Source organism: Clostridium saudiense, assembly GCF_000577815.1.
Lineage (GTDB): Bacteria > Bacillota > Clostridia > Clostridiales > Clostridiaceae > Clostridium > Clostridium saudiense.
Genome location: NZ_CBYM010000013.1, coordinates 20,580 through 40,548, shown reverse-complemented (window position 1 = coordinate 40,548; position 19,969 = coordinate 20,580). Strand labels below are relative to the sequence as shown.

The following is a 19,969-nucleotide window of genomic DNA, read 5'->3' as shown; positions in this document are numbered from 1 at the left end:
CCATAGAACTATATAACAGAAACCTTACATTTTTGTTATATAACAAAAATCGCACACCAAAGTGGTGTGCGTATTTTATAATTATCGCAGATGAAAATATACATATTTTCTCCTGATACAATTTATTATTAATCAACTTATACAATATAAGATAATTATTTTTATTAAATTAAAATATCTTTTCTTTTAAAGTTAATATGCGCAATTGTATATGAAATTACAATAGTTGCAATCATAACTATTATTCCATTTTGAACTGTCATATTAGGATTATTAAACGCTAATGCACTACTTCCAGTTAATACACTAATTCCATCACCATAGTTTACAAATATTAAATGTGCAACATCTTTAAGTGAATCTATTCCTTGACTTCCTATACTTAAAAATACCGTAACAACTACTGATAATGCCATAGTTATCATACTACTTTTTATTAAAGTTGAAATTAAAAATACTACTGAACAAGCTGCTATAATAAATAATCCTTGGAATAACATAGCTTTAACAAACAATTCTCCATTAGTTCCCATGTGCCCTGATCCTACAACTTTAACTAATTCAGCTACACCTTCAGAATTTATAACCTTATTATATTGAGCTCCTAAATTAACTGGATAGCTAGCTCCACCTAGTTTACTAGTTAAATTTACAAAAGCAAATCCTATAAGTTCTCCCCCTAAAATCATAGCAACAACTGTTATTGTTACTGATATAAACTTAGATAAAAGCACCTTTCCTCTTGTTACTGGTTGTACAAGTAGGAATTTTAATGTAGCTGGCGTACATTCTCCAGAAACTATATCACTCATAAATACAGCTATCCCACAAAGTAAAAGTGCCATTCCTAAAAATTGCATAAGTGAAGTCATATAGTTATAAGCTTCATATTCCCATCCATAAAGTGGCTCAATATTATTATCCTTAAGATAATTATACATTTCTAAATTATCTTGCTCTTCCATTAAATATCTTTTTGACCACTCATCATCGTACTTTTTATAACTTTCTATAATTTGCTTACTATCCTCAATCATTTGATCTAATTGAAGCTTCCATGCCTTTTCATCTAATCCATTTTTTATTATATCTTCATAGTTTTCTATTTGAGCCTTTGAATTTTCTATAGCCTCTTGTAAATATGTTATATATTCTGGATTAACATCAGTGTCTTTATTCAGCTCAAGTTCTTCATTATAATAGTTTAAATTATCTTGAGCCATTTCTAGTTGTTTCTCTGGTGAACTCCATACTCTCATATTTTTATCGCTTCTATATTGAGCAAATATAGTTACTGCTATGAAAGCTGCAAAAAGTGCAAATACTATCCATGTCTTGGACTTTTTCATAAGTTTTATTAATTCATTTTTTATTAAAGTAAATAACATTATCTTATTCCTCCCTCAACTAATTCCATATATCTTTGCTCTAAGCCTTTTCTTTCCTTATAGATTTCTTCAATATTAAAATTATTACATGCTAAATGCTTAACCAGCTTAGACGTTGAGTTAGATTCTAATATTATTTGTAATCCCTTATCATTAATTTTACATGATGAAACATAAGTTAATTTTTTAACTTCATTTTCAATTATTTTCTTATCATCATTAGAAACGAGACAAATTATATCTTTCTCAGTATCCATAGAATTTGTATCTGAATTTATTTCTTCAACAGCCTTAATTACTCCATCATTAATAAATGCAACTTTATCACAAAGATTTTGAACTTCTGATAATATGTGAGATGATACAAATACAGCCATTCCCCTTTCCTTAGCTGCCTTTTGTACAACTTCTCTAAAATCTAATATTCCAGATGGATCTAATCCATTCGTTGGCTCATCTAAAATTAGTAGCTTTGGTTTTGATAAAAGGGACGCTGCTAGTCCTAATCTTTGCTTCATTCCTAAAGAATATTTTCTTACTTTATCATCAATCCTTCCCTCAAGACCAACAAGTTTTATAGTTTCTTCTACATCTTCTTTAGATACCTTTCTTATTCTTGCAATTTGCATAAGATTTTCTCTACCTGATAAATACTTGTATAACTCTGGATTTTCAACTACTGCTCCAACTTCACTTAAAGCATTGGTTGTATCCTTACTTAAATCATGCCCACAAATTTTTATTTCTCCTGATGTTGGTTTAATTAATCCAACTAACATTCTTATTGTAGTAGTTTTCCCAGCACCATTAGGTCCTAAAAATCCAAATATTTCTCCAGACTTTATATTAAAACTTACACCTTTTATAATTTCTCTTTTTCCTAATGACTTTCTTAAATCATTTACCTCTAAAACATTCATGTATCTTCCTCCTACACTTTTTCCATCACTCCTTGTATTATATCTATAAAATCTTACTATATATTTTAAATTTTCTTAATAATTCCTTAATAAAATATGCCTCAGGTAAAATATACATATTTTACCTGAGGCATAGATATAAAAACATTTTTTCTACATTAATTTTATTTTATCAAAATACTCTTCTTTTAAAATATTATAATATAATTCATTAACTTCTTTATTATCTAATAACGGTAGTTCCCTTATCTTTTCAAACTTAAAATTAAATCCACATTTTTCAATTACTCTTTTAGATTTAAAATTATAATCAAAATGACCACACCAAATTAAATCTAAATTTAATTCTTCAAATCCATATTTTATTAATGCTTTAACAGCTTCAGGAATATATTCATTTCCCCAATATTTAGGATTTAAAACATATCCTATTTCACGTACATTTCCACCTTGCATATTTTTATCAATCTTTTTATAATGTAACCCTACTCCACCGATAACTTTACTTTCACTTTTTAAAACTACTGCGTATTCTTCATCACCATCTATAAACATATCAACTATTTCTTTACTATCTTCTATAGTTTTATGTACAGGCCACCCTGCATTAGGTCCTACTCTATCATCACTACCATAGTCATACATATCTAAATAATCATCTTTACACCATTTTCTTAATATTAATCTTTCTGTTTCAATACTCTTCATAAACTTACTCTCCCTTTTAGCACTAAAATTTCATCATATCATTTATAGGAAATAATATAGTTACCTCTGTTCCTTCATTTTCCTTTGATTTAATATTTATACCTAATCCTAACTTTTCACAAAGCTTTTTACACAAATATAATCCCATGCCAGTAGATTTTCCAAATCTTCTACCATTTTCACCTGTATACCCTTTTTCAAAAGCTTTAATTACAGACCTTTCATCCATTCCAATTCCATTATCACATATTTTTAAAATAACGTCATTTCCTATATTCTCACTATATATTTTTAAAACACTTTCTTTCTTATCCATATATTTAATACTATTACTTACTATTTGACCTAAAATAAATTCTATCCATTTACTATCACAGGATACTATTTTATCAACATTCCTAATATCAACTTTAACCCGTTTTTCAATTAAAGTATTAGCATTTTTTCTAATTACAGAATTAATAGATTTCTTTAAATTAATTTCTTTAATCAAATAATCTTTTTCTACTGCATTGCTTCTTGCATAAAATAAAACCTGTTCTATATAATCCTCAACCTTTGTTACCTCTTCTCCTATACTTTCAGTAACTTCATTATCATTATTTTCAATAAGTAATTTACAAGTTGCTATAGGAGTTTTTATTTCATGTACCCAAAGCTCTATATATTCTTTATAATCATTGCTATTTCTAATAGATTCACTTATATCATCCTTCATTGATTTTGTTGCTTGACTTATAATTTCAAATAAAATTTTACCCTCTAAAAAATCTTCTTCAGTAGCAACATCACCAATAAAATACTTTTTATCCAATTCATCTAATCTCTTTAATAAACTACTATAATACTTACTTTTTCTTAAACAATCATAAATAAAAAAAGATATACTGGCTAAAAAATTCAAAATACATATTATAAAAATTGCATAGGAAGATACATTTAATCCAAACAATAAATAAGATGTAATAACTAAAACAATTATATTAATTATTATAAATATAACTTTATCTTTAAAATATTCTATAAAGCTCATATTAAAATATACCCCTGTCCCCTCTTTGTTTGAATATAATCAACAGCACCTATTTCTTCTAATTTTTTTCTTAACCTATTAATATTAACAGTCAAAGTATTATCATCTACAAATTCATCATCCTGCCACAAAGCTTTCATTAAATCATTTCTCGAAACAATCCTCCCTTTATTTTTCATTAATGTAAAAAGAATTTTACTTTCATTTTTTGTTAACTCACACTTTTTATTATCAAATGTCATTTCACTAGTAGACATGTTATATTTTAAACCCTTAAATTCGAAAACTTCACTATCTAAATTTTGATATGTTCTTCGAATAATTGATGCAATCCTAGCAAGTAAAATTTGAGTATTATAAGGCTTAGTTATAAAATCATCTGCACCTAAATTCATACTCATAAGCTCATCTACTTCACTATTTCTACTTGTAACTACTATTATTGGAACATTAGATTTCCTTCTTATTTCTCTGCATATATAATAACCATCATAATACGGTAAATTAATATCTAACAATATTATATCTGGCTCCTCCTTCAGGGAAATATCAACTATATTTTCAAAATCTGTGGAATAACTTGTTTCATAACCATATCTATTTAAAAATGTACTTAACTCTAACCTTATTTTCTCTTCATCTTCTATAATAAAAATTTTATTATTCATTTATAAAACCACCTCTTTTTCATAATTATATCCATAATTTCTAGCAAAGCACAATTATTATATTTATAAATTAATTTCTATGTTAAAATATTTATTATACTTTTTCTTTTATATTAATTTAAAGATGGGGTGAAACTATTATGAAAGCACTTATTTTGTATACAAACACAGGTGCCGGACATGCTTCTGCTGGAAAAGCAATTTGTAATGCACTTGATAACTTAAATATTAAGACTGTAGAAATAGATACCTTAAGCTTTGCAGGAAAAAACACATCTAAAAAAGTAGAAAATTCTTATGTTAGCATAGTAAAACATAGTCCTAGATTTTTTGGATCACTTTATAAAGCTGGCGTAAAAATTAGTAACCCTAAGATAAAATCTATAATTTACATTTTAAATTCTCTTTATGCAAATAAAATATATAATGTTATTACTTCTGAAAATCCAGATATAATTATTTGCACTCATATATTTTGTGCCCAAACAATTTCTTATTTAAAAAATAAATATCCATTTAACTCCATTACTGCTGCTATTATAACTGATTATACCTGTGCACCTTTTTGGGAAGAAACAAATTTAGATTATTTTCTTATTCCTCACAAAGATTTAATTAATGAATTTATTAGTAAGGGAATAGATAAAAATAAACTTCTGAGCTTTGGATTACCAGTACATTCCAAATTTAAACAACACAAATCTAAAGTTGCTACAAAAAAAGAACTAAACCTTGATCCTAATATGAAACATATATTATTAATGGGTGGCAGTATGGGTGCAGGCAATATACTTGAAAGTACCAGAATCTTATCTGATAAACTACCTAACATTCAGGTTACGGTTATTTGTGGACATAATGAAGAATTATTTAAAGAATTTAATAAAGTAAAACTAAATAAAAATATTAATATATTATCTTTTACAGATTCTATTGATTTATTAATGGATGCAAGTGATATTTTAATTACTAAACCTGGTGGATTGACCACAACAGAAGCAATGACCAAAAATTTGCCTATTATAATGATAAACCCAATTCCTGGCGTAGAATCTGCTAATTGTAATTTTTTTAAAAGTCATGGGATGGCACTAGCTTCTAATTCAGTAAATGAAACTTTATCTCTGTGTAAATCTTTATTAACTGACGATTCATTATGCAATTCTATTATTCAAGCACAAAAGAAAAATATTAACTTAAATACGGCTGATGATATTGCTAACTTTCTAATAAAACAAGCAAATCATAGGAGGGAATAACCTTGTTTTTTAGAGATATTTTATTAATTATTTTATCTTTTTTATCAGGATCTATTATGTATTCTTATTTAATTCCTAAATTAGTTAAAGGCATTGATATAAGAAAAATATCAGATGATATGAATCCTGGTTCAGGAAATGTTATTAAATATTGTGGAATACCTTTAGGAATACTATGTATAATTTTAGATTTATTTAAAGCTTTTATTCCTGTTTTTATTTCTATTAATTATTTTTATACAAGTAACATAGCAATTATTTTTATTGCAATTTCGCCAATTTTAGGGCATGCTTATTCACCATTTTTAAAATTTCAAGGTGGAAAGGCTATTGCATCTACATTTGGTTCATTTTTAGCATTATATCCTATAAGTTATGTTGCATTAATATTTGCACTCATATTAATATTTTTTAAATTTATTTTAACTATTAAACCAAACTCTAGTGTTATTTTAGTTAGTATTTTATTTTTAGATATACTAGTATTTGCTTCTAATTCCAGTATTCATATTAAATTAATAGTATTTTTATCATCAATAATTCTCGGGCATAAGCATAGGGTAAATAGAAATGACGGTGATATAACAATCTCATTATTTAATAAATACTGTAAAAAAATTCTTTATCATAATCAAATTACTTAGTAATAACTATATAATTTTTCTATAAAATAATGAGTAGCAGATTTAGATATTTTGATTACTAAATTTGCTACTCATTCTTTCATTACATTAACTTAAGATAATTAATTTATAACTCTATACTATTCACTTTTTTCTAATTTAGAAATCTGCTTTTCTCCTAAATCAGCTAACTCCTTAAATTGACTTATAGTTTCTTTAAGCCTTGGTAATGCTTCTTGTTTATATGAACTAATTGCATTTAATGCCTCTAAAGTATCAGAAAAGGCAGATTTTAAAGTATCTACAGAAATATTAGATTCAATTGATTGCCTTTGAATTTCTGCTCCTTGCTCCTTAAGCATTTTTGATGTTCCGCTAATTAAATCATTTGTAGTTTTATTTAATAAATCTATCTTTTTCAAAACTATTTTTTGATTATATAGTGCACTAGCAACTATTGTTGCAGTTCTCAAAGCAGATATAGTTACATTTTTAGCTCTATCAACACCTCTTATAAGCTCTTTATTATTTCTTCTTATAACTTCAATTGCTATTATCCCTTGCTGATTAACAACTATCATTTGCTGCATATCCATAATTCTTTGCCTTAAAGGAAATAATATCTCCTCCGAAACAAAACTAATTCTATCCGGATCATCATTATTAACTTTTGCTTTATTTAAGGCATCTGAAATCTCCTCATCCATCATTATTCCCATTTCTATTTCTTTAGCTAACTTTTTTGTTAAATCCCTCATAGATAACTCTTCTATTTCCAAAGTAGTATTATCATTTTTTAAGGTTATCTTACCTTTTTCCAAAGATTCCATGATATCATTAATAACATTATCAGCTTTTTGATACTTATCAAAATAAGTACGTATTGGATTTGCAACCCTTCCGAAAAATCCTTTTTTTGTGAAGTCTATCATACTTGGATCAAGATCTTTCATTGCCCTTTGTAATTCTGTTAACCCAATAGCAACTTCTCCTCCTTCATCCCCCATTTTAGATAGATTTTTTATACTTACTTCTAATAAGGCGTTTTTTTGAGATGATTTTTGCATAGTATCTAACCCAAATTCATCAATTGATTTTAAAATCAACTTTCTATCCTCTAATGAATCCATATCTAAATTCATAACTGCTTCTACATTATTATCGCTTAATACTTTTAACTTTTTTACTTCTTCTTTTTCTGGCTTTACAGCTTCTATAACCTCATTTTTAATTTCTTCGGTATCACATACATTCATTGAAAATCCCATGTTCTCCCCCCTATTTCTCTACATCTCTGCATTAAATAAACTTCCTAACTTATAAATAACATCATCAGAATCTGCATTAATACTTGTTGCCTCATTAATTGCAGAAATATTTTCTAACGCCTTAATATTTGCATTATATCCAATAGTATGAACTGGTATTTCAACTGCTTCTAGGATTTCTTTTATATCTTCTAAAGAATGTCCAATATTAGTTTCACCATCACTTAATACAAAAAGCATTAACTTAGTATCTGGATTCTTTTCCTTTTCTTCTAAAAGCATTTTAACAGCTACAGCAATTCCATCAAATGTTGCTGTTCCTCCTCCAGCATCCATATCTTGTACAGCTCCAGTAAATAGTGATCTTTGATTTAAATCGAACTTTCCTATAGGAAGATTAATATTAACATCATTTGAATAAGTTACTAACCCTATAGAATTTTCTTCTCCTATATATTGTGATCCATTCAACAATGATTTTTTTAGCTCATTTAATGGTTCACCCTCCATGCTTCCAGACACATCTGCCACAAAAACTGCAGCTATAGGCTTATTACTATTTTTGTTTTCCTTCCATAGCTTTTGAGCCTGTATTATTACATCTCCTTCTAACTCTCCAATTTCACATTTATAATCTTCTAAGTTATTGAATCCATATTCTGTAGCTAAATCTTGATATTTTTCTCCTTTATAAAATTCAATGAATCTATTTAATATTTCTTTCTTTTCTTCAGATAAATTTCCAACTGCATATAATGGACTATCATGTCTATACCCAAATGGTGTAAATACATAATCTGCTTTTAATTCTGGTGAATTTATATATGTTTGATATTCCATAATAAATCCATCTAAAATACCTGATTCAGCAGAATTTCTTAATTGAAGTGTTGTATATGCTACTAATGGTATATTAGTTTGAAATTCATTAAAGCCCTCAATTGCTTTTTCACTTAATGGATCACTTGAATCAAATGTGCTTAATGTTGATACTAAAAAATTTAATCCTGTTGCACTTGCAAATGGATTTGTATATCCCATATTTATTTCTCCATTAGCAACAGCCTCTGTAACATTCTTCAAGTTAATTGAACCATACTTTTCTATTAAATCATCATACTTTTCCTTAGACATAATAATGCCAGCCACATTTCCAACCATTTTTTCATCATATAATTCAATTGTCTTGCCATTGGCTTTTATCATTTCTCCCCATAGCTCATTTGATGGATTATACGCATCTGGTAAATATTTCTCTGAAACTATATAATCCATTCCAAGCCCTGATGCTACTTGCCTTATCTTAACTGAAACAGTTTTCCCATTCACTTCTATTCCTGCCTCATTAAAATCATTAGCTACATCTATTAACCAACTATCCTTTCCAGTACCAGTTTTCTCACCTGTAGAAAATATTTCAATATAAGTGTCAGTAGTATTCTCAACTTGTGCTGGATACTTTTCAATATCCGGAATAGTATCTTTTACATCCTCAACGCCTAAATCTATGGCTGCTTTTCTAGGTTCTATTTCATTAATATCAATATCTTTACAAATCTTATTCAACTTATCAGTTGCATTTTCTTCAGATATAGCTTCTTTACTTTTTCCCCAATTTTTAGTTAAAGTTATTCCGCCATAAACTAATCCCAAAATTACAATAGCCATAACTATCAAAATACCTGCAAGTTTTCCACTTTTCTTACCACCCACTAATCCATACCCCCTACTTCTTTTATTTATCTACTTATAAAATTTTATTTTATTAATTAATTCATCAACATCCTTAATTGCACTCATATTTTCTAACTCTCCATCTTCTAAACTATTAAATTTTGATAACTCAAAAAGAAATTTATCTAATTTCAATAAAATCTCCTCATTATCTTCTATAGAATCTTTCACAAAAAATATATATTCATCAAACATATCTTTTTTCTGCTCTTCTATTTTTCCATTAAGTTTCCCATTTTTAATGTCCTTTTTTATTTTTTCATATTCTTGTTCATCAAAAATATTTATTTTATTGATAACACTCTTTATATTTATATAAAAAACATCTCTTACTTCAGTTATTGTCTTTTTAAATTTTATATAACTCATTTCATTTACAGTAAATTTTTGCAATAGTATATCATCTATTTTTTCTTGCTTTTTGTCCATTCTTTCTATTTGTTCTAATAAAATATCAATATCCTTTGAAAAAACTCTTTTACTGCTATTCTCCTTTAATGCTTCTATGTAATCTTCACTATCATCTAATTTAGAAATATCAATTTCATTATCTTCTTTTATTAATATTTTGTAATTTCCAATAATGAAAATAATAAAGCTCATTATGATTATTGTTATACCTATTGATGTTTGAAATATATTAATAAAATCTATTTTAATATTAAATAATCCTGGTGAAAAAATAATAATATTAAGCATTACAATTGCAATATTCAATCCTAGTAATGAACTTATTCTTTTAACCTTCAAATTGCAACACCTCTTTTTTTCGTTTTTTATATTAAAATATATTCTCTTTTATGCGTGAATATTTATTTTTATAAAAAAACTCTACTCTAAAAATAATTGCCCTCTTTATGATTTCAAATAATATTTATAATTTTTATAAATATGCTTATCTAAAAACAAAAAAGTCCTATATTAAGGCTTAACTTATATTCAACCTTAATATAGAACTTAATTTTTTATCTAAATGCAGATGGAGATATCCCGTAATACTTTTTAAATAATTTACTAAAATGATACGCATCATTATATCCAACTCTTTGAGCTACCACTTTAATAGGAATACTTTTATCTTTTAGTAAATCTTCTGCTTTTGATAATCTTATTTTAATTAAATGATTTATTGGAGAATCTCCAATCTCTTCCTTAAATATCTTTGAAATATAAACAGGACTTAAATACATATTCTTAGATATCTTGTCCAATGAAATATCACACATATAATTTTCATTCATATAATCAATAATTTCCCTAACTATATTTTGTTTTTCAGATGATTGAAATGAACAATTATATTCATCTTCCTGCTTTTCTTCGCTTTCAAATTCCCTACATAAAATAATCAACAATTTCATTACTAAAGATTTAAGTACTAATGGATATCCCACCCTTTTCATTTTTTCCTCTTTAATAATTTCATCACAGCACTTTAAAAATTCATTTTCATATTTTTTTAATTTTATTACAGGGCCTACTCCTTTATTATCTATGTAATTCTCTCTTATATCACTCAATTTAAAATTATGAACACCTATGTGCAATTGAGTATATTTAGAATACTCACCAGGTGTCTCCATATGATATAATCCTGGATTTGAAATTAATACTTCCCCTTTTTTTATCGTATAATTATTACCATCAATACAATAGTCAGCTACTCCAGATGTTACTATTGACAACTCTAAAAAATCATGACAGTGATACTTAAATTCCCAATGATTATCACTTCCATTTAAACTTGCTTGAAAAGCAAATAATACTTCTGGATTATATTCCTCTGTTCCTCTACCCCATTCAAACATTTCTTTCTCCTTGTCTCATAAACTTCATTATAATTATAACTTTATATAATAATATACATCAATAGTTTAAGATATCACATTTCATTTTTATACCTAAAATTATAATCTATATAAGGAAATTATATTGAATAAAAACGGAGGTAACTGTTATGGAAAGTTTAAAATGGATAATTGGGTATTTAAAATACCACATTCCCAAATACAGTATTGCATTAATTTTAGTATTAATAACTTCACTATTAAGTATGATTAATCCTTTCCTAGCTGGAGATATAGTTGATAGGGTTTTAAATGGAAATGAAAAGAATATATTAATTCCTATTCTAATCATTATGCTAGTTGTTGTTGTAATAAAAGGAATACTTACTTATACGTATCAAATGATTTTTGAAAGAGTATCACAAGACATACTTCTTAATATTCGTAAAGATTTATATTCTAAATTATTAAAATTAGATTTTGACTATTATAATAATACCAAAACTGGTGATATTATGGCTAGAATGACTGGTGATACCGATGCACTTCGTCATTTTATAGCATGGGTTGTATATAATATTTTATCAAATTTAAGCGTATTTATATTTGCAATTATTTCAATGGCTATTGTAAGTCTCCCTTTAACTCTATTTATGCTTGCTATTTGTCCTATAATTGCAATAATAACTATAAAAATGGGAGTTCAAATTTCTCCTACTTTTTATAATATAAGAGAAGCTTATTCAAGGCTTAATTCTGTTACTCAAGAAAATATAAGTGGTAATAGAGTTGTAAAAGCCTTTAGTAGAGAAGATTATGAAATAGAAAAATTTAATAAAGAAAATTTGAATTATAAAGAAAAAAATATGGATACTACCAAAATTATAGGTAAATATATGCCTGTATTAGAATACTTATCAAGCTTTTTATCAATAATAATGATACTGGTTGGAGGTATTTTAGTAATTAATAAATCTATGACATTAGGTGATTTAGTCATATTTAATGGATTACTTTGGGCATTAAATAACCCTATGAGAATGGCTGGATATTTAATTAATGATACAGAAAGATTCATAGCTTCTTCAATTAAAATAAGGGAATTATTAAATACAGAATCAAATATTAAAAACTCTAAAGCTCCTGTTAAATCAGAAAGAATTCATGGTGATATTTTATTTGATAACGTTTCTTTCAACTATGGAGATACTGCAGCCCTAAAAAATGTTTCTTTTGAAGCTAAGTGTGGACAAACTATTGGAATAATAGGGCCTACTGGAGCTGGTAAATCTACTTTAGTAAATTTAATTTGTAGATTTTATGATGCAACAGAAGGTGAAGTTTTAATTGATTATACACCAATAAAGAATATAGATATCAAGCAATTGAGATCTTCAATAGGAATGGCAATGCAGGATATATTTTTATTTTCAGATACCATTGAAGGTAATATAGCTTATGGTAACCCATCAGTATCTCTAGATAAAGTTAAAGATATTGCTAAGCTTTCAGAAGCACATGGATTTATCTCTGAAATGCCTGAAGGTTATGACACAATTATTGGTGAAAGAGGTGTAGGTTTATCAGGTGGACAAAGACAAAGAATATCTTTAGCTAGAGCCTTAATAACTAATCCTTCAATATTAATCTTGGATGATACAACCTCTGCTGTTGATATGGAAACAGAATTTAAAATTCAAAAAGAAGTTAATTTAAATAATCCAAATAGAACTAATTTTATAATTGCTCACAGAATATCTTCCGTTAAGTCTGCTGATTTAATATTAGTTCTTGATAATGGTCGAATTATTGAAAGTGGCACACATGATTCATTAGTTAATAATAAAGGATACTACTATGAAGTATATAAGACTCAGTTTGGAGACTTTAATTTATCTAAGGAGGTAATATAAATGGCTAGAAATAAATATGATATTGATGAAGAGTTACAAGAAGGTTTTAACTTCTCTCATCTTAAGAGACTTACAAAGTATATGAAACCATATAAAAATAAAATTACTATATCAGTTGTATTAATGTTAATTTCAAGCTTTGTTTCACTTCTTGGGCCCTACTTAATAAAAATAGCTTTAGATGATATTATACCATCTGGTAATCTAATAAATTTAATAATTTTATCACTCATTTATGCATTATCACTTATATTAGTTAGTGCTTTTATGAAGCAACGTATACTTACAATGGGTGAGGTTGGACAAGATATTCTTGTAGATATGAGAAATGATTTATTTGTTAATTTGCAAACTCTTCCATTTAGTTATTACGATAGTAGACCTCACGGAAAGATTTTAGTAAGAGTTGTGAATTATATTAATTCATTAAGCGATTTATTGTCTAATGGATTTGTTAATTTAATTGCTGATACTGTAACTCTTTTAATTACTATTATATTTATGTTTTGTTTAGATTATAAACTTGCATTAGTTAGCTTAATTGCTTTACCAGTTTTAATTGCTGTTATGATGTCTCTAAAAAAAGCACAAAGACTTGCTAATCAAAAACTAAGTTCTAAACAATCTAATATGAATGCCTATGTACATGAAAGTATAAATGGAATTAAAGTAACACAATCATTTTCTCGTGAAGAAGAAAATATGAAAATTTATGAGGATGTTTGTAAACAATATAGTGATTCTTGGATTGATTCAGTTAAATTAAATTTCTTGGTTTGGCCATCTATAGATATTATTTCGGTTGCTTCTATTTCTTTAATTTATTTATTTGGTATTTTAATATTTGATTCATCAATCAAGGTAGGGGTACTAGTAGCATTTATCGGATATGTGTGGAGATTTTGGGCTCCTATAACTAATATAGGTAACTTTTATAATACAATAATAAATGCTATGGCTTATTTAGAAAGAATCTTCGAAACAATGGATGAAAAACCATTAATACATGATGAACCTAATGCAAAGATTCTTCCTTCAATTGAAGGTCATGTTGAATTTAAAAATGTAACTTTTATGTATGAAGAAGATAATCCTATATTAAAAAATATTGATATGAACATTAATAGTGGTGAATCTATAGCTCTAGTTGGGCCTACTGGAGCAGGTAAAAGTACTATTGTAAGCTTAATAAGCAGATTTTATGATATTAATGAAGGTGAAATTTTAATTGATGGTATTAATATTAAAGACGTAACTTTAAAATCTCTTAGACAACAAATGGGTATTATGCTTCAAGATTCATTTATCTTCTCCGGAACTATAATGGATAATATTCGTTATGGTAAGCTTGATGCAACTGATGAAGAAGTTATTGAAGCTGCTAAAATAGTACAGGCTCATGAATTTATAATGGAATTTGAAAATGGATATTACACTGAAGTTAATGAAAGAGGTTCAAGGCTTTCTGTTGGCCAAAGACAACTTATATCATTTGCAAGAGCATTACTAGCTAATCCTAGAATCCTAATATTAGATGAAGCAACTTCTAGTATAGATACTCAAACAGAACTTCTGCTTCAAAAAGGATTAGATGAATTATTAAAAGGAAGAACTTCCTTTATAATTGCTCATAGATTATCTACAATTAAAAATTCTTCAAGAATAATGTATATAGATGACGGACGTATTGTTGAATGTGGTACTCATGATGAATTAATGTCATTAAAAGGACATTATTACAACCTTTATCAATCACAATATGCTCTTTTAAAAGAAGCAATTTAAAGATAGTTAATAGTGATAAGTTAATAGTTAATGAATAAATTTAGCTTGAGCTGAATTTAGGAGAAATACATTTTAGAAACTCCATAAGGAGTTTCTACCTTAACTCTTAACTATTAACTATTAACTATTAACTCTTAACTAAATCAGTGTATTATTAATTTTACTCCAAAATATCCAAAGGATATCAAAACGGTATTCCATATGCTAATTCCGAGTGATGAGTATAATACAAACCCCCAAAAATCTGTTCGAACAACTCCTGATACTAATGATATTAATGTTCTTATTACCGGTATTAATCTACAAATAAAAACCGCTTTATTACCATACTTTTTAGAATAGCTTAATATCTCTTTAGTATATTTTTCGGTTTTAGGTGCTTTTTTATTAAACCATTCTAGAATCGGAGTTCCTATGTAATAACCTATGATATAAAAAGCTATACTTCCAAACACAGCAGCAGCTATAGATATTAAAATTACTAGAAATAAACTATTTTTTGTTTCTGCTACAAAAGCTCCTATTGTAGGCATAACTACTGTAGCAGGAACACCTGGACAATTTAGATGTTCTAAAAAAATAACTATAAATAAAAAAATAAGTCCATATTTAGAAAAATACTCTAATACAATGCTAGTCCCCATTACATACTCTCCTCTTTATTGGAGTTTTTAAATAATTATTATATTAATATGTTAACTTTCTACCATATATACTTAGAATATTTTATTTTGAACTGTAATTATAAATTTTTTCTTAATTATTTTATGTTATCGATTTCACGTTGTTGGAATATTTATATATTAGTTGTATAATAATCTATGATTTAATAGTGAATTAACTTTTTTTTACAAATATTTAACTTTAAAACAATCATAGGGGGATTTTTATATGAAACTTTCTTTTACCGAGCAGTCGAAACGCTCATTTTTGAAATTTTTATTTGCTCCATTAATTATTAACTTTATTATTGAGCTTTGTAGTAGAAGAAACCTACTAGATACTTTTGGATATATCTTTGGTTCTCCATTAGTATTTTTATATAATTCATTAATTATTTTATCAACTTTATCAATAGTACTATTATTTAAGAGAAGAACTTTCTTCTTCACATTAATTACAACTATTTGGATTGGTTTTGGTGTGACAAATGGTATTATATTAAGTAATAGAGTTACACCATTTACAGCAACTGACTTAACTCTTGCAGAATTTGGACTAGGTATTATTTCTAAATACTTATCTCCTTTCATGACAAGCTTAATTAGTGTTTTCTTAATAGTATTAGTAATAGGAATTGTAATTTTATTTTTCAAAGGACCAAAATTTAAAGAAAAAATTAATTATAAAAGAAATATTTTAATTGTTGCTGCAGCATGGACAATTTTATTTGGATCAACTAAGCTTGCAATAACTACAAATGTTATATCTTCTTATTTTGGTAATATTGCATTTGCATATTTAGATTATGGTTTTCCTTATTGTTTTGCAAATACTTTATTTAACACAGGTATTGATAAACCTAATGATTACTCAGAAGAAAAAATGGCAGCTATTTCGGATTTAATTACTACTAAAGATACAACTAATGTTGCTACTACAACTGAAACTAATAATGATGATATTTTATTAGCTAGTACTGAAGGTGGATTAAATCAAGATGAAACTGAGAAAAAACCTAATATAGTTATGGTGCAATTAGAATCATTCTTTGATCCAACACTAGTGAATTTTTTAGAATTTTCTCAAGATCCAGTTCCTAACTTTAGAAGTCTTATGGAAAACTATCCATCTGGATACGTAACAGTTCCATCTGTTGGTGCTGGTACAGCAAATACTGAATTTGAAGTTCTTACTGGAATGAGCCTAAAGTTCTTTGGACCTGGTGAATATCCTTATAAAACTATTCTTCAAGAAAGTACTGCTGAAAGTATAAATTATGACTTAAAAGATTTAGGTTATTCAACTCATGCTATTCATAATAATAAAGGTACATTCTATAATAGAAATTTTGTATTTTCACAATTAGGATTTGATACTTTTACTTCACTAGAATATATGGAAGTTGAAGAATTTACTTCAAAGGATTGGGCAAAAGACTTTTATTTAACTGATGAAATATTAAAATCGCTTGACTCTACAGATGGTTCAGATTTCGTTTATACAATTTCTGTACAAGCCCATGGTGATTATCCTAAAGAGCAAGTATTAGAAAATCCAATAATTACAGTTGGTGGTTTACCTGATGAAGGAACTACTAATGCATTTACTTACTATATAAATCAACTTTACGAAGTAGACCAATTTATAGGTCAATTAACAGAAGCTCTTTCTCAAAGAGATGAAGATACTGTATTAGTATTATTTGGGGATCATTTACCTACTCTTGGATTTAAAGATGAAGATTTAGATAATGGTTCTATATTCCAAACTGAATATGTTGTATGGAGTAACTTTGATCTTGAAAGAGAAGATGAAGATTTAACAGCTTACCAATTAACAGCTTCAGTATTAGACAGCTTAAATATTGATAGTGGTGTTTTAACTAAATTCCACAACCAATTTAAAGATTCAGAAGATTACCTATCTGATTTAAAATTATTACAATATGATATGCTATATGGTGAAAAATATATTTACGGTGGTGAAAATCCATTTATAGCTACAGATTTAAAGATGGGTACTTATGATATTACTATAACTAATGTTTATGAAGAAGATGGTAACTTAATAGTAAAAGGTGAAAACTTCAATAAATACAGTAAAATTTATATCAATGAGCAATATACAAAAACTGTTTTTGTTGATGAAAACACATTAATGGCACAAAATATTACCTTAGAACCTGATTCATCAATCGTTGTAACTCAACGTACTAGTGGTGGTGGAAAATTAGGTTCTACAAATACTTTTACTTATACAGTTGATGATGGAGATGTAATTGAAGTTCAATAATATAATTTTAGGGATGTATCAAAATATTTTGATACATCCCTATTTTATTTTTATTATAAACCAGATTCCTCTTTTAATACCTTTAATTCTTCTTCAGTTATATTTCTCCATGTTCCATACTCAATATCATCTAATTTAATATTCATTATTCTTATTCTCTCAAGCTTAATTACCGTATATCCAAAAGCTTTAGTCATTCTTCTTATTTGCTTATTTAAGCCTTGAGTTAAAATTATTTTAAAAGTATTATTATTTATTTTTTCAACTTTACATGGCCTAGTAATTACATCTCCTATGTCAACTCCATCTGCCATTTTTCTGATAAAATCATTATCAAAATCCTTATCAACCGTAACTACATACTCTTTTTCATGTAAATTATCTGACTCTAATATTTTATTTGCAAGTACACCATCATTAGTCATTATTATTAATCCTTGAGATTCCTTATCCAATCTTCCAACAGGAAATATATATTGATCATAATTCATATAGCTAATTATATTATCTTTAACTTCTTCAGCAGCTGTACAAGTTACCCCTACTGGCTTATTTAATACTATATAAACCTTATCCTTAGACTTAACTTTTTGTCCATCTAAAAATATTTCATCTTCCTCTTCTACCCATTGCCCAGGCTCACATAAAACACCATTAACTACAACTCTTTTTTCTTCAATTAATCTATTAGTTTCTCTTCTAGAGCAAATACCCAAATTACTGAAAAGTTTATTTATTCTCATTAATTAATCTAATCCTTCCTAAATTTATCTTACGACTTATAACACTATTATAAATAATACCTATGCTTAAATAAAATGACAAGTAAAATAAAAGATAGTAACTATAATCTTATATACATAATAATTACACATTCACAATATTATTTATCCTAATATCTATAAAAAAAGTGGCTTTCGCCACACAATATAATAAATAGGTAAAAGTTAAAATATACAGATAAAACACTATTTTATCTTTTTTAGCCTTTACCTATTCTTATTATCTATTGTCCATTGCCTTTTCCCTATTATAAGGTTCTGCATGAATATTAATTTCTTTTATATAACTCAAATTAGCTATTATATTTTTCTCTAAATTATCAGCAATTTCATGTGCTTCTTCTAAACTTTTAGATTTATCAATAAAAATACTCATATCAATATAAGCAACTGACCCATATTTTCTTGATTTAAAATCCTTAATTCCATAGATTTTATCATCAGTACTTATTATATCTTCAATCTTAACTATATCCCTTTTATTAATCGAACTATCCATTAATTCTGCACATGCTGATTTCAAAATATCTATACCAACCTTAACAACAACTATAGCAACTATAATAGATGCAATTGGATCTAATACCTTAAACCCTAGCATTGCACCTCCTATCCCAATAAACGCAGCTATAGAAGATAATGCATCCGATCTATGATGCCATGCATCAGCCTTTAACGAAGAAGAGTTAATCTTATTTGCTACTCTTATAGTAATTTGATATTGATACTCCTTAACACCTATTGAAATTAAAGCTACTATAAGTGGTAAAACACTAGGCAGTTCAATTGTATTAATATTAAACAATTCAATAGCTCCATTATATCCTATTTCTAAGGCCACAATTATAAGTACCGCTGCTAAAATAAATGATACTAAACTTTCAGCTTTCTCATGACCATATTGATGTTCTTCATCCCTTGGTTTTCTAGAAATTTTGTTACCTATAAGAATACCAATTGAAGTTATAATATCAGAAGCTGAATGTAGCCCATCTGCAATTATTGCAGATGAATTTCCAATAAATCCAGCTACTATCTTCATTATTGTTAATCCTATATTAAGTAAAATCGATAATATTGTTACCTTATTCGATTCATCATATCTATTCTTCATTGTTATCACTCCATTATCATTTGATAGAATTA

The 19,969-nt window shown here is 26.9% G+C and carries 17 protein-coding genes; 5 read left to right on the top strand and 12 right to left on the bottom strand.

Annotated features, from left to right (window positions below):
• Positions 1–164: 164 nt before the first annotated feature.
• The 5 genes from TY07_RS08360 to TY07_RS08340 all read right to left on the bottom strand — a co-directional run bounded on the left by TY07_RS08360 (position 165) and on the right by TY07_RS08340 (position 4,717).
• A complete protein-coding gene (locus tag TY07_RS08360) occupies positions 165–1,388 on the bottom strand; it encodes an ABC transporter permease subunit (protein WP_042398035.1) in 1,224 nt (407 codons plus the stop codon).
• Entirely contained in the window at positions 1,388–2,308 is a 921-nt protein-coding gene (locus TY07_RS08355; RefSeq protein WP_042398033.1) for an ABC transporter ATP-binding protein, read from the bottom strand. The genes TY07_RS08360 and TY07_RS08355 overlap by 1 nt, the downstream gene beginning before the upstream one ends.
• A 153-nt stretch (positions 2,309–2,461) precedes the next feature.
• On the bottom strand, positions 2,462–3,016 hold the full coding sequence (locus TY07_RS08350) for a GNAT family N-acetyltransferase (RefSeq protein WP_042398031.1): 555 nt from the start codon (positions 3,014–3,016) through the stop codon (positions 2,462–2,464).
• A gap of 22 nt (positions 3,017–3,038) precedes the next feature.
• Positions 3,039–4,049: a sensor histidine kinase gene (locus tag TY07_RS08345; RefSeq protein WP_042398029.1), complete on the bottom strand. Its 1,011-nt coding sequence runs from the start codon at positions 4,047–4,049 to the stop codon at positions 3,039–3,041.
• Positions 4,046–4,717 (bottom strand): response regulator transcription factor, encoded by a 672-nt coding sequence (locus TY07_RS08340; protein WP_042398027.1) that lies wholly within the window; start codon positions 4,715–4,717, stop codon positions 4,046–4,048. The genes TY07_RS08345 and TY07_RS08340 overlap by 4 nt, the downstream gene beginning before the upstream one ends.
• A 140-nt stretch (positions 4,718–4,857) precedes the next feature.
• Between TY07_RS08340 and TY07_RS08335 the strand changes: the two genes are divergently transcribed.
• Together TY07_RS08335 and TY07_RS17240 are read left to right on the top strand one after the other, a co-directional pair.
• Positions 4,858–5,976, top strand: a complete 1,119-nt coding sequence (locus tag TY07_RS08335; RefSeq protein ID WP_042398025.1) for an MGDG synthase family glycosyltransferase — start codon at positions 4,858–4,860, stop codon at positions 5,974–5,976.
• 2 nt (positions 5,977–5,978) lie between these two features.
• Positions 5,979–6,620, top strand: a complete 642-nt coding sequence (locus tag TY07_RS17240; RefSeq protein ID WP_052330654.1) for a glycerol-3-phosphate acyltransferase — start codon at positions 5,979–5,981, stop codon at positions 6,618–6,620.
• Positions 6,621–6,739: 119 nt separating this feature from the next.
• On the opposite strand, the gene TY07_RS08325 is transcribed toward TY07_RS17240, so the two are convergent.
• The 4 genes from TY07_RS08325 to TY07_RS08310 form a co-directional block, all read right to left on the bottom strand.
• Complete coding sequence (locus TY07_RS08325) at positions 6,740–7,867, bottom strand: toxic anion resistance protein (protein WP_042398022.1); 1,128 nt, start codon at positions 7,865–7,867, stop codon at positions 6,740–6,742.
• A gap of 18 nt (positions 7,868–7,885) precedes the next feature.
• Positions 7,886–9,580 (bottom strand): vWA domain-containing protein, encoded by a 1,695-nt coding sequence (locus TY07_RS08320; RefSeq protein WP_242833239.1) that lies wholly within the window; start codon positions 9,578–9,580, stop codon positions 7,886–7,888.
• Between the two features lie 30 nt (positions 9,581–9,610).
• Entirely contained in the window at positions 9,611–10,351 is a 741-nt protein-coding gene (locus TY07_RS08315) for a hypothetical protein (protein WP_042398019.1), read from the bottom strand.
• A gap of 215 nt (positions 10,352–10,566) precedes the next feature.
• Positions 10,567–11,409, bottom strand: coding sequence for an AraC family transcriptional regulator (locus TY07_RS08310; protein WP_042398016.1), 843 nt, complete (start codon positions 11,407–11,409; stop codon positions 10,567–10,569).
• A 149-nt stretch (positions 11,410–11,558) separates the two neighbouring features.
• Here TY07_RS08310 and TY07_RS08305 point away from each other — a divergent pair, with 149 nt between their 5' ends.
• Entirely contained in the window at positions 11,559–13,301 is a 1,743-nt protein-coding gene (locus TY07_RS08305; RefSeq protein ID WP_042398014.1) for an ABC transporter ATP-binding protein, read from the top strand.
• Positions 13,302–15,086, top strand: coding sequence for an ABC transporter ATP-binding protein (locus TY07_RS08300; RefSeq protein ID WP_042398012.1), 1,785 nt, complete (start codon positions 13,302–13,304; stop codon positions 15,084–15,086). It abuts the gene before it with no gap.
• A gap of 143 nt (positions 15,087–15,229) precedes the next feature.
• Here TY07_RS08300 and TY07_RS08295 read toward each other — a convergent pair whose 3' ends face one another.
• Complete coding sequence (locus tag TY07_RS08295; RefSeq protein ID WP_042398009.1) at positions 15,230–15,730, bottom strand: DedA family protein; 501 nt, start codon at positions 15,728–15,730, stop codon at positions 15,230–15,232.
• A 247-nt stretch (positions 15,731–15,977) separates the two neighbouring features.
• On the opposite strand from TY07_RS08295, the gene TY07_RS08290 reads away from it, so the two are divergent.
• On the top strand, positions 15,978–18,041 hold the full coding sequence (locus TY07_RS08290; protein WP_052330653.1) for an LTA synthase family protein: 2,064 nt from the start codon (positions 15,978–15,980) through the stop codon (positions 18,039–18,041).
• A gap of 53 nt (positions 18,042–18,094) precedes the next feature.
• Here TY07_RS08290 and TY07_RS08285 read toward each other — a convergent pair whose 3' ends face one another.
• Together TY07_RS08285 and TY07_RS08280 are read right to left on the bottom strand one after the other, a co-directional pair.
• On the bottom strand, positions 18,095–18,784 hold the full coding sequence (locus TY07_RS08285) for a pseudouridine synthase (RefSeq protein WP_042398005.1): 690 nt from the start codon (positions 18,782–18,784) through the stop codon (positions 18,095–18,097).
• Between the two features lie 259 nt (positions 18,785–19,043).
• Complete coding sequence (locus tag TY07_RS08280) at positions 19,044–19,937, bottom strand: cation diffusion facilitator family transporter (RefSeq protein ID WP_042398003.1); 894 nt, start codon at positions 19,935–19,937, stop codon at positions 19,044–19,046.
• Between the last annotated feature and the right edge of the window lie 32 nt (positions 19,938–19,969).